This window comes from Aggregatibacter aphrophilus ATCC 33389 (genome assembly GCF_900636915.1).
Lineage (GTDB): Bacteria > Pseudomonadota > Gammaproteobacteria > Enterobacterales > Pasteurellaceae > Aggregatibacter > Aggregatibacter aphrophilus.
The window spans coordinates 310312-322248 of record NZ_LR134327.1; the positions used below are offsets into that span (position 1 = coordinate 310312).

General features: G+C 49.0%; 13 protein-coding genes and 1 tRNA gene. 1 reads left to right on the forward strand and 13 read right to left on the reverse strand.

Translation table 11 applies throughout. The features are described from left to right. Positions 1-8: 8 nt before the first annotated feature. The 11 genes from EL144_RS01640 to EL144_RS01690 all read right to left on the reverse strand — a co-directional run bounded on the left by EL144_RS01640 (position 9) and on the right by EL144_RS01690 (position 8903). Positions 9-3308 (reverse strand): tape measure protein, encoded by a 3300-nt coding sequence (locus EL144_RS01640; protein ID WP_050332961.1) that lies wholly within the window; start codon positions 3306-3308, stop codon positions 9-11. A 27-nt stretch (positions 3309-3335) separates the two neighbouring features. Next, entirely contained in the window at positions 3336-3515 is a 180-nt protein-coding gene (locus EL144_RS01645) for a hypothetical protein (RefSeq protein WP_005705121.1), read from the reverse strand. A gap of 8 nt (positions 3516-3523) precedes the next feature. After that, on the reverse strand, positions 3524-3949 hold the full coding sequence (locus tag EL144_RS01650) for a DUF6631 family protein (RefSeq protein ID WP_005705119.1): 426 nt from the start codon (positions 3947-3949) through the stop codon (positions 3524-3526). Between the two features lie 84 nt (positions 3950-4033). Next, positions 4034-4780 carry a phage tail tube protein gene (locus EL144_RS01655; RefSeq protein WP_005705118.1) on the reverse strand — a complete coding sequence of 249 codons (747 nt, stop codon included), beginning with the start codon at positions 4778-4780 and terminating at the stop codon, positions 4034-4036. Further along, positions 4767-4952, reverse strand: coding sequence for a DUF7210 family protein (locus EL144_RS01660; RefSeq protein WP_005705117.1), 186 nt, complete (start codon positions 4950-4952; stop codon positions 4767-4769). The genes EL144_RS01655 and EL144_RS01660 overlap by 14 nt, the downstream gene beginning before the upstream one ends. Positions 4953-4954: 2 nt before the next feature. Continuing rightward, on the reverse strand, positions 4955-5389 hold the full coding sequence (locus EL144_RS01665) for a DUF1834 family protein (RefSeq protein WP_005705116.1): 435 nt from the start codon (positions 5387-5389) through the stop codon (positions 4955-4957). After that, a complete protein-coding gene (locus tag EL144_RS01670) occupies positions 5389-5796 on the reverse strand; it encodes a gp436 family protein (RefSeq protein WP_005705114.1) in 408 nt (135 codons plus the stop codon). The genes EL144_RS01665 and EL144_RS01670 overlap by 1 nt, the downstream gene beginning before the upstream one ends. Beyond that, a complete protein-coding gene (locus tag EL144_RS01675; protein WP_005705112.1) occupies positions 5796-6194 on the reverse strand; it encodes an HI1506-related protein in 399 nt (132 codons plus the stop codon). Before EL144_RS01675 ends, EL144_RS01670 begins: the two co-directional genes overlap by 1 nt. A gap of 76 nt (positions 6195-6270) precedes the next feature. Continuing rightward, positions 6271-7197, reverse strand: a complete 927-nt coding sequence (locus EL144_RS01680) for a Mu-like prophage major head subunit gpT family protein (protein ID WP_050332959.1) — start codon at positions 7195-7197, stop codon at positions 6271-6273. Next, the gene (locus tag EL144_RS01685) at positions 7197-8273 is read right to left on the reverse strand and encodes a phage protease (protein ID WP_005705109.1); all 1077 of its coding nucleotides are present in this window, start codon (positions 8271-8273) and stop codon (positions 7197-7199) included. The genes EL144_RS01680 and EL144_RS01685 overlap by 1 nt, the downstream gene beginning before the upstream one ends. Positions 8274-8459: 186 nt before the next feature. After that, the gene (locus EL144_RS01690; protein WP_005705106.1) at positions 8460-8903 is read right to left on the reverse strand and encodes a phage virion morphogenesis protein; all 444 of its coding nucleotides are present in this window, start codon (positions 8901-8903) and stop codon (positions 8460-8462) included. A 43-nt stretch (positions 8904-8946) separates the two neighbouring features. Here EL144_RS01690 and EL144_RS11250 point away from each other — a divergent pair. Beyond that, a tRNA-OTHER gene (locus EL144_RS11250) sits at positions 8947-9021 on the forward strand. 8 nt (positions 9022-9029) lie between these two features. Here the strand turns inward: EL144_RS11250 and EL144_RS01695 are convergent. Both EL144_RS01695 and EL144_RS01700 read right to left on the reverse strand, forming a co-directional pair. Next, positions 9030-10367 (reverse strand): phage head morphogenesis protein, encoded by a 1338-nt coding sequence (locus tag EL144_RS01695; protein WP_032995465.1) that lies wholly within the window; start codon positions 10365-10367, stop codon positions 9030-9032. After that, positions 10354-11934, reverse strand: coding sequence for a DUF935 domain-containing protein (locus EL144_RS01700; protein ID WP_005705104.1), 1581 nt, complete (start codon positions 11932-11934; stop codon positions 10354-10356). The genes EL144_RS01695 and EL144_RS01700 overlap by 14 nt, the downstream gene beginning before the upstream one ends. Between the last annotated feature and the right edge of the window lie 3 nt (positions 11935-11937).

Below are 11937 nucleotides of genomic sequence, written 5' to 3' on the forward strand. Positions count from 1 at the left end.
ATAACCTCTTAATTTAAAATATCTTTTACGGTTTGTTTGTTGGCGCGGAGCATAGTGATGACTGCCTTAACACCCGCGGTGGTCTTGAGCCCCGCAGTAAATAACTCTGCACTGTCAACTGCCAAGGTTTGCTGGATGTTGACCGGTGATGCTACCACCTGCGTGCCCGTGCGGCCGTCACGCAAAGAATCACTTAATCCAGGCTCACTGTAGCTTGGCACAGGAGGGACAGATACCGGGCCGCCTTGCGAAAATGAGCGGAGTTGTCGGCGGTTGATGGCGTGCATAAAGCCTACGCCATAGTGCGCCACAGAATCCGCCTTAACCACGAACTCACCATTGGATAGGCGGGCGGGGATTGAATCCGATGTGCTTGTGCCGGGACCGCGGATATAACCCCCTGTTGCGGCCGCAACGGTACCGCTGGAAAATGCACCTGCAATCGCACCCCACCAACCGCTTGTCGCGCTTGCCGCCTGCATGGCGAGCTGTTGCGCGGCAATATTAATCATTGCATTTATGATGGTATTGGCGAGATTTAACACGGCATCACGCAAGGTCATTGTCCCTTTAGCAAGCCCTACAATAGAGGTTTGCAATCCTTCCGTTAAACCCTCTTTAAAGGTCTTCTCAAGGTCATTTCCCGCATTTTTAAGCTCGGCAATCTTGATTTTCATGCCCTCTAGAGAGCTTTTGGCCGCTTCACCTTGCGCGCCAGGCATTTTGGCCAATTTTTCCAATACCGGGATTTGTTTTTCAAGCTCTGCCACAGTTTCGGTGTATAGGGCCTTCAGTTGTTGTTGCCCCTCAAGGTGGCTAATTAAGCCCACCTGCACCTGCGCTTGGATACGTTGCTCTTGCGTGCTTTGGTTTTGATACAAGCGATTGATTTCAGCTTGCACCCCGTCCACCTGCGCCTTGGCTTGCTCCAGTGGTAAGATTTTTTTAATCAGATTAATCCCATCCACATTGGAGTGCTTAGTAAACTCGGCTAATAGCTTGTTATAACGGCCCTCAATGTCGGTTAAGTTAGCCTTAACCTCTTGCCCTGTTAAGCGCAAATACTGCACGTTAAGCGCAAGGTTTTTGTCTTCTGCATCGTATTTTTTAGTTTTTGTGCGGGCGTTTTTTTTGGCTTTTTCGCCGGCTTCGATTTTTGCGGCGTATTGTGCGGCGAGTTTGCGTTGCTCGTCGTTTAATCCTTCTTTCTCCGCGTCATACATAATCTTTTGCGCGGTGCCCATGCCGGCAGTTGCGGCGCGGTCTTTTAACCGCTCAAGCCAGGATTCATTTGTTTTGTTTTGCTTTGCCTGCTCAATTTGTTTGTTAAGGTCAATCATCATGTTAATGCGGGCGATAAACGGATCCATTTCGCTTGCCGCATTGCCGGCTTGTTTGCTTAACGCGATAAAGGCTTGCTTCATATTTTCAAGTTGCTCGGTCGCCGTCATCGTCGCTTGCGTCAGCTCATTGCGCAGTTTTTTCTCGGTTTGCGTCAATTCGCCGCTCATGGATTGCATTTGTTCTTCCGCGGATTTAATGGCTTTTTTGAGCTCTTCTTGGGTTTCTGCTGCCTCCAAGCCACCAAGATCTTTTAACCGTTCGGCAAATTCGCCGCCTGCTTCCATCGCGGCGTTAAATGCGGCGGTGAGTTGCTCCTGATTGATGTCTGCCAACTCTCCCGTTGTCTCGCTCAAGTCATTAACAGCGGCTTGCAGTGTCTTAATTTGCGCATTAACTTGATTTATCTCGTCTGCATTAATTAATCCGCCCATCACACTAAAGCGGTTTTTACTGAGCAATTCATCGCGACGCTTAATCAGATCATCAAGCTGAGCTTTGGCTTCCTCGATTGCTTTATTGTTGGTTTCAACTTGGCTCACGCGCTCGCTAAATCCGCCAATTTCGCCCAGTTCTTTGCGGGCTTGGATTAATGATTGCGTTTTTTCGATGTTGGATTGGATGCTGTTGGCTGTTTGCTGATATTGCGCATCAAGCTCCGCCTCTTTGCCTTTGATGTATTCATAGGCCGCATAAAGGCCAAAAATAGCGGTAATAGCAAGCCCAATAGGGCCGCCCGCAAGCGCGAGTAAACTTTGCCCCAATCCGCTAAACGTTGCGGCACGCATAGCCACGGCAAGATTGCGGTTAGCTAATGCAAGACGTTCCGTGGCCAGTGTTGCTCTATCGGTTGACGCGGCCATCGCCACTGATGCCTGAGCGGCTTTAACCTCAATGGCGGCGCGGGCAACTAATGCATTGTTAGATGCCGCTGTCACCGCGGCATTGCGCGCCATAGCCACCGCACTTTGCACCATACCGGCGACAAAGCGGGAGGCGGCCACTGCGGCAACCACAAGTGCAACATTGCCAAATAAATCTAGATTATTAGCAAGCCCACTAATTGCGGCCGCTACTGTTGCGGTTAAAGAGATAGCATTGTCGGTTTTGTTAAGGTATTCCGTCCACGCGTTACCAAAATGCGCACCGGCGCGACCGATAGTCAGCGGCATGGATTCGTATTGTTTTTCGATTTCAGCGGCGGCTTCTTTTGTCGCACTCAAGATAATCTGTGGTGTGAGCTCGCCGTCTTCGGCCATTTTGCGTAATTCGGCGCGGGTTTTGCCGAGGGATTTTTGCAGTACCTCTAAAAAGATAGGCATTTGCTCGGCGACGGAGTTAAATTCCTCGCCGCGCAAGGTGCCGGAGGCTAAACCCTGGGATAACTGGATAATGGCGGACTTAGCCTCCTCGGGTAATGCCCCGGAGACGACCACCATTTGTTGCAATGTGCGGGTAAATTGGAGGAGTTCCGCGCTATTGGCTTTATCGCCCAAAGCACGGTAAACACGAGTGTAAAGCTCCGCAGTGGATTTAAACGCATTGCCCGTCTCGTTAGAGATGTCCATCAACTCTCTAAACGTGCCTTTCGCCTCGTTGTTTGTGCGGGAGACAAGTTTAATGCGCGCCTGATAGCTAGTCATGGCATCCGCATCAAGTAAGATACTTTTAGCGCCAAGAGACACGCCGGCAATAGCGGTAAACCCTAACAATTGGGATTTAAACCCGTTTAATTGTTGGCTGACACCGTTTAATTCGGTTTTTGTTTGTTTTAGCTTGTTGTTAAGTTGCCCGGTGACAGTATCTAGCACGCTTAAACCTTGCGCACCCGCTTTACCTTGCGCGCTCAAGCGATCACTTGCCGTGCCAACGCCTGTGATTTCCGCCTTAAACTGTTTAAAATTGCGCACCGCCGCATCCACATCGGCTTTAATGCGCATTGCAAGCGTCAAGGTATCTGCTGCCATAAATTCACCTTAAAAATTGACCGCACTTTATGCGGTCAGGTCGTTAATATAATTGGTTAAGTCTTTGCCGCCGCTAAATCCCACGGCGCAATCTATTGCTCGTGCGGCGCGTTCACGTCGGGCGCGGAGCATGGATTTTTCGTAAAATAGGATGAGTTGCCGGGCAGTGTATTGCCCCAGCTCGTTAAATTGGTGACCGTTAGCCACCAAGTGCTCTATGATTTCGCCCCAATCAGGCGGCGCGCATTGGTCTGTGCTATTTGCTCGACTAGCGGTTGCACCGCTTTGCGGGTAAAAAAATTACTGTTGACCGCCCACCACAACAACATCAAATCTTCGCCTTCTTGGGCATTTAGGTTTGCAACAAACTCCACGGGCTTGTTAATGGATACGGCAACCAGCTCAATAATGGCTTCGTAGTTATCGGCAAGCGCCTGCATGATTTCATCCCAGCGCGCGTTTTCGGGCTTATCGACACTGGCTAATTGGTCACGCAAAGTTGCGATAAACGCTGCCAATTTAGCGTTATGTTGCATTTGCTGGATAAGCGTGTATTCCTTCACAGTGACGGTTTCCCCGCCCACGGTGATGTCGCGATTTGGGTAGAGGATGTCAAGTTCGGAGGTGGCTTGGTTTTGCATTTTTATTATCCTTGCAATTTTAAAAAATCCCGCTCAATCAAAAGTTGCTCCCGCAATGATTGAGCGGGGGAGCTTGCAGAATGGCTACTGCTTAATAGTGGCTACGCGGCCAAAACGCCCAAGGACTGCATCGCCCGGTTTAGAGGTATCGGCCAACACTTTCGCTTTTGCATTCAAGGCGGCCAACGAGTTGTCGTTGTTAATCAACGCAAGTGCATCGGTTGGGTTAAAGTTGATTTTGTACAACTCCAACATCACCCATTCGTTTTGCTCGGCAAGGTTGACGCCCTCGTAACGCAAAAATAAGTCTTTCGGGTTGCTTGTTAGCATTGCCACGTTTTGCGACTCACCGTAGCTGTATTTCACTGTTTCGGTGTTGCCGGATTTGTCTTTCAAAAATTCAATCGCGCCAAATACCTTATGCACTACATAATCGGTGTTTTCGGTCATATTGGCGATTTCTACATTGCTGACATTGACGTGTTTTAATGCAATGCGATCACCGGCCTTAATTTCCGTTGGTAACGCTTCGCCGGTAACTGTACCCGCGGCAATTTTGGTATACTCACCAAGTAACAACAACGCCAAGTTTTCAGGGCTTAACTCGTGGAATTTAAGGCTTACCTCGCCTGATTTGCCGGTATTGATTTTGCGTACTTCTTGGCGCTGACCCGAGTAAGATTCTTTGTGGGTAAATTCTTCCGTGCTTAAGGATAGGTTGGCTTCGGACACATCACCTACCCAACGTAAATTTTTCGGTTCGCCGTTTGGCAAACGTTCGCCAAGGTACACACGGCCTTGACCGTAGCTATAAGTTTCATTGCGCTCCATTGTTTGTCTCCTCGCTTGGTGCTTCTGCTCGACGGGTCGCGGTAGCTTTGCCGGCGCCCATTTTTAAGATAAATTCTGCGGAGGACTCGTCTAACTCCAACGTCTCTCCCGCCTGATATTGTTGCCCTGCATGGGTATGCGGAGCGGTTAAGATAATTTTAGTTTGTGCCATAGTTACCCTTTGTCATAGCTTGGCATTGGTGCTTTAAAGTACATGCCGTAAACTGCCACACCCATGCCGCTTTGCGTGTCAGACCACAGGTTTTGCACGCTTAACAGCTCAAATGTGCCACTTGGTGGTAGTCGATAACGGTGCAAGCCCGCGCTTAACCGCTCAACCAACTGATAGATGCCGACATCATTTTCGCGCTCGCCGTCTAACACGTTTGCGACGACATACACCGCCCAGCGTGCCTGCACAATACCCGGATGTTCGCCCGGCATATGCCCAAGCCATGCGGTATAAGCGGCGGGCGGATTACTTACAATGCGTGTGACCGCCGAGTCATCCCAGTGCCCGGGATGTGAGGTCACCTCTCGCAATACATCACCGCAAAGCTCACGGATTCTCGCTTGTAGCGCGTCACTGGTTTTCGCAATATTGCTCATCAGATAAACCCTTTTGCTTTATCACGCGCCCATACGGAGCCCTGTGATTCAATGATGGCCACATTATCGCCTTCCACTGTTTTGCCGTCCTCACTAATCCCGAGCGAGATAGTGCCGTTGGCCACTTTTTCGAGGTAGCGGATACTGTCGTCGTAATCTCGGCGGGCTTGGTCGGTTGCTCGATTTTTTTCCAAAAAATAGCGGGCGATGTAACAACAGTGGCGCTCTAATACCGCAGGCACGCTTTTTAGCGGCAGGGTATAACGCCCGGCAAGATAGCTATCAATCGTCTGAGAGGCGTCTTCAAGCGCTTCGGCGACTTTGGGGCTGTCCGCGCTTATGGCAAGCGTTTTAATGCTTTGCTCGCCATAGCGTTTAACTAAGCCTTCCGGGGTGGCGTAAAGCATTATTGCCCGTCCTGCACGGTCTTAACGGCGTCAGCCAATAAGGCAACCAAATCCGCTTTCACCGCATTGCCGGCAAACTGCACATTACGCTCGGTTAATGCGGCCTTTAACTGCTCAACGGTCAGGCTGTTTAAATCGGCTGGTAATGCACCGTCATCCACGGTTTTTGTCGGCGTTCCGTTCTCGCCGTTTTGAGGTACTTGTTGCCCGTCACCTTCTTGATTAGGCTCCATGGGTTCAGGCGTTCCAACAACCAACCGGTGGTCACCTTGTAACGCCGCCACTTGTTCAGCCGTAAGCGCTTCAAGGGTGCTTTTGCCGAGAGGTAACACACGCCCAGCGCGGCAATAGCCATCTTTAATACGGTTGTGGACCGCAACTTTAAATAAGTTAAGCATTGCATTTTTATCCTTAAAGAGGTTTTAAAAGGGGTTTAAAGTGCGGTTAAAAATCACCGCACTTTTTGATGAACGGTTACAGGTAGTCTGCAACAATCAACTCAAGTTTTAAGTTGCGTAATTCGTTGTCCACGGTGGCACCGTTTTCAACGCGGAATGCACGATCTAACAACTTGGTGGCTTCCTCTTGCAAATCTACCGGCACCACAATGTGAGTTGGTTTAATGCCCAATTTATGGCCACCGTCACCTTCTACTTTGCGCATTGCTTTAATGGCTTTCCACAGGTTTTCGGCGGTTAGCTTGCCTTTTACGGCGTGTGCCATCTGCCAAAAGCCGTAGCCCACGTTGCAACGGAAGTCCACCCCGTAGCTGTACATGTTTTCTTCATAGACTTTCTGTGCGTTAGCGTCGGTCATTTGAGCCGGCGTGGGCGCTTTGCGATTTTGAAAAATAATCGGTTTTAACGCGCGGGAGCAGTCTAACAGGTACCATGCGCCATCTTCGGTGACATTAGTGCTGTCATCGGTGATATTGCTCACCTGCACCGGGTCCGTGCCATCCGGATTTTTTCCAACCGGGTGGTCGGTGTCAAAAAAGTACTGGCCGTCATAGCACGCTGTTTTAAAGCCTGCTTTTAATGCGCCAAACACTAATTCGTCCGGTTGTTCACCTGCGGAGCGGCCTAACTCCATGACAAGCGGGGCATATACGCTGATATTGTCATCTTCAATGTCGGTACGAAGGATTTCTACCCCTGACGCCCAGTCTTTGTTGACTACCGCATAACCGTGAGACTGGATAGCGGTGACTGCGCGTTTGCCTACCCATTCTTTAAGTTTAGGCATTTGACCTAGCCAGGTGTAGGTGTTGCTTTTGGTGGTAGAGTTAACCACAGTAGCGATTTTGGTGTATTGGCTCGGGGCTTTTTCTAAGCCCTCACGAAAGTTTTTACCAAGACCGGTAAATAACGCTTTTACGATTTCAGGGGTTACATTAGCCATTATTTAGCTTCCTTTTCTTTGGCAAAATCGTCTTCGCTAATGCCTAACAATTTTGCGACGGTTTGTTCTTCTGCGGATAATACTGCTACGCCTTTTTCTTTCGGCTGTTCCAGATTTTCCGTTTGTTGTGCGGATAACACGGCAAGTTTCGGACGTGCATCAAGCATGGCGGATAACGCCGCAACGCCTTGCTGTTTGCCAAAGCCGGTTAAATAGTCCACTTCGGTTTCCATTACGCGGCCTTCGTTTTTGGCTTTTGCGATTACGCCCGCCACGTCGGTTTCATTGGTTTTTGCGGATAACACGGCAAGCTGTTGCACCGTGGCATCATACGTTGCTTTCGGCACATATTTGCTTAAATCCACATCATTGATTTTGGCGCTTAATGCGGCGACTTGCGTTTCGGCTGTCGTTTTGGCGGCGGTAATGCCGTCCAGCGCAGAAAGTGCGGTTTGTGCTTGCTCTTCGGTGAGTTCCGCGTTGTCTTCCACGGTCACACCCAGTTTGCCAAGCAACTGCTTTAACAATGGATTCATTGTTGCTTTCTCCTTGGGGTTGGGTTGATTAAGTTGGGCTGACAGCACCGCCAACCGACGCATGCCGGTGACTCCGGGGTCGTTGGTTAGCGCTGCCATTCTGAGTTCGATGGGTTTGCCTTTGTCGTCGTAACTAAATACGGCGCTTAAAAAAGCAAATTCGCCGTTTTTGATGTGGTCATAGGCTTTTGGCGTCCAGCGCGGCTTAATCCACAAGCCTTGACGCTCGTTATCGTCAAACCACTTGATTTCATCTGCATTAAACCACCCGGCGGCAAGCACTTCTCCCGCGCCTTCGCCTTTTTTGGCTTTGAGGATGGTTTCGTGCTCGTAGTCAACTAAGGCGTCTTGTTTTAGCGCACGTAAGCGGGCAATGAGACGTTTTGCAATCGTCTCATCGATATACCAATGCGGCACGTCGTGCGGGGAGCCGTCACGAGATCTAAATTCACCCTTCGGCAAAAGCTGTTGCCAGCCGTCCGCCGAGGTTTTGTTGATTTGGGCCGTTAAGACGGCAATAGGGTGGTTTGTCGTTTTCATGGCGCAATAATGCGCCAATTTGAGGGGGTGGTGGGTTTATTGTGGCTCGCAATAATTAATGATGTTTTAGTTTGATTTTGTGATTTGTGATTAAGATTGGATTTGCTATCGCGTTTAAGAGGGGTTTAAATGCGTTTAAGTGCGTTTAAAAAATTAAGTTAATACGATTTATCGCCTTAATATATTTTAATCGCTCCACGCGCGTTTTATTGCGTTTTTTAAAATATCCTTGATTTCATCTATTCCCTGCTCGGATATCCCTAAAAACGGACGCGCAGGCATTTTTTTGGTGCCAAGCTGATGATATATGCCGTAAGACTCAGACACACCCACGGCGGCAAAGTCATCACCATAATCAATATTAAGGCTTGCCATCAATAAGCCGGTGCGGTGCAATATCTTACCATCATAACCCTTGGCATAACGACTTTTTTTATAGGCGGGGTCGAGATCTTCCCACTTTTCACCTTTTGGTGACCGCTCATCCTCTAAAGCGTCTTCAGCATCTTCACGCAATACGTTAGCCATTTTGCGTGTAATGCCGTCAGATTTGCCTAATTGCACCAGTTTAGCAAATGCGCCCTGTACAATGCGCATGTCTTTTTCGTCAAATTTTATATCGAGTTCCACTTGACATACTCCTTCAAAAGGGGTTAAATCAATTCAACTAACGCGCTGGGTGGCGAAACGGCAACGCGGCATGATGACAAAATCATGTATACTGTAGGTTCAAATCCTGCCCCAGCGCTTAGTCATTTAAGGCTTTCCTTTCAATACTACATACACACCGCCTTTTATCGCATTTAATACCATATCAAAGTCTTCGACCTTATAAGCATTAATGACAGCATCCACCTGTTCTTTTGGTTTCAGTCTGCGACGATTAAAATCGGCTGTTACAATCACTTTAATACTACGGTCGGCATTAAAATAGATCAGATTGTTATGCCCCTCACTCCTATCAAAGACGACCAAACTTTCATCCGCAATAATACGTGATAATGAGCTGTATTCTTTTTCATTTAAGCCTATGCCGCCTTTGTGATGTTTATGACTATTGGCATGTAATAAGTTTCTTTCGGTCATAACAAGCAGGCGTTGGCTTGTTTGTCCGGTAATTTGCTTAACATCGTCAGCAATATCCTCAGACACAATACCTGCGCTAATATATCGGTCACTTGCCCCACGATTATTCAGGTTGGCTTTAACCCAATTCTCAAATGCCTTATGCCGCGCTTCACTTTTGTTGATTGCTTGGATAGTCTGACTACGTAAATCACGGTTTTTTGCATCTAAGATTTTACGGATTAAAACGATGTCATTTCCTACCGCACTTTTGCCAACATTATTGCTCCATCCTGCGTCCGTGGTAATGGTGCCTTTATCGGTCGTTAGGCTATACACTTTGGCATGGGTTTCTTCGCCGGTGGCCTTATCCACGCCCGCAAGCGCCCAATCCTGTTTAATTCTGCCGCCCGATTGACTTACCTCAAGCCCCATTTTGTCTAACCGTCTTTGGCTTAACGCACGCACCCGGCAACGACAATTCCAGCCATTGGGCGGATACATGACATCCCAAATCGGGTCGTCATAACGATACACCTTCTCGTGCAAGGCTAAATGACTTGCCCGAGTGCGACTATCTTTAATCGCCAAATATTGCCAATAGGGCTGTTCATCGGCGTTGGCCATTTGTTCGGCGTAGCGCGCGGCATGGTAAGCGGTGATTTTATTGGTGCGTAAAATCGTTTGTAAGCGGCGCGGACTGCCGAGCTGTATCGTCTGCTCCGTGCCGTTGGTATTAGACACTTTAACTTTTCCCCACCATCCCAACGCCTCCAGTTTGGGGCGCAAATTGTTGATATATTCGCGCTCCGGGATGCCTTTTTCAATGGCTTCCACGGTGGCCGTGCGGATAGTCTCTAAAATATCCATGCGGGTGACTTTTGCCACGGTAAACGCCCGCGCGTGGGCATCCTCAAGGGCTTCTTGCCAATTCCAGGCGATGGCATACCCCTTGGCCTTGAGATAGTCAACGGCAAGTTTAGGCTCCATGCGCAATAGCTCGCGCATATCTAGATTAGCGGTTGGCATTGAGACGTCCTATCAAGTCGCTAACAAATAATGCACGGGTAAGCATTTGCTCCAACGCGTCATCGTCCAAATCTTGATAGAGTTCGGCCAGGCGGGTTTGTGCGTATTCATAGCCACCTGTGCGGATAGCGTCCACAATCGGTTTTAACATCGGGTCAATCACCGACTCGTATTCTTCTGCCGTAGGCTCCAGCTCGTCGATTAAGTCGTCGGGGTCGCGGTGGATTGTGTTAAATTTAAGCTCCGGTAGGTTAGCGCTTAATATGGCTTTTTTGCGCGGGTCTTCCGGTTCGGCTTTGGGCTGTGTTCGGCTTAATACGTCTTCATTCTCGGCTGCAACAGGGATTTGCATTTTATCTTGCGCCCATTGCAACGGGATTTTAAACCCGATGTCAACTAACTTGCCCAATCCCTCACCAAAGCTATTAATATCCTCACTTTCGGCGGTGTCAAATTCAAATCGTGGTATGCGGCGCGCGTCGTTAAATGACTTACAGTTAAGCGCATAAAGCGGGTACACCAAATCACGGGTTAGCGTTGCGGCTAAGCGTTTTAAATCGGCGTCACGTAATTCTTGGCGCACCTCATTGTGTACATTGCCAAGGGCATTGGTCGAGGTCTTGCCATCAGATTGCGAGGTGAGCGTGCCGCCTAAAATCGCTTTAGACATGGATTTTTCCGCCCAGTCAATCATCGCCATAAATTCTGCCGCATTGCCGTCAGCCGCCTTGGCAAATTCAATCTCCATGCCGCGCGGGATGATGCCGCCTGCGTTATGACCGATACTCATTACCGCCCGTAACAATGTATTTTTCTCGTTGTTGGTAGCCCCTTCCGGATATTTACCAAGGCGCAATGGCAGGCCATAAATCTCCAAAAACTCGGCAAAATCTCGGGCGGAGTAGTTGCGATAAATAAACGGCCAAACCAAGGTGCGCACAAGACCAATACGGGACAAATAACCCGTTTTCGCCTTGGCTATATGCGTAATCCATCCAAATTTAGCCAGCTCCACGCCTTTTTCTGTGCCATCGCGCAAGCGTAATGTATTGCGGTCATATTGCGGCGTCATAAACCACGCAGGGTCGCGCCAGTTAACATTACGGATTAATTTCAGGCCGCTGACAAGGCCCGGTTCCCACTCGATTTCTTGGCAACTAAACCCTTTCAAAATGGCGTCAGTCGCATCAAAAATGCAATCATCCAGCCACGTTGCGTCACGCAAGATTTCTTCGAGCATTTGTGCGTCTCGTTGTTCTGCCGCACCGGCATTAGGCGGCGGGGCAATTTGCCAATCCATTGTCAAGATGGCATTACGGCGCTTGCCGAGCTCCGATTGCAAGTGTGAGTCCTTTTCCTCCATATCTTCGGCCAATTCACATTGTCCGATTAAGTCGCCCATTTCAGCGGCACGTAATAATGTTGCCGCTTTGGATGGGGTAAGACCGCTTGCCGGGTGCTCACTATAATGACGTTGCAACCAACCTAAGCGGCTGTCATTTTCGGTTTGTAGCTCGTCATCAAAAGCAAATGGTTTGCCGTGGATGTCTAAAATTTTGCTTTGCATAAG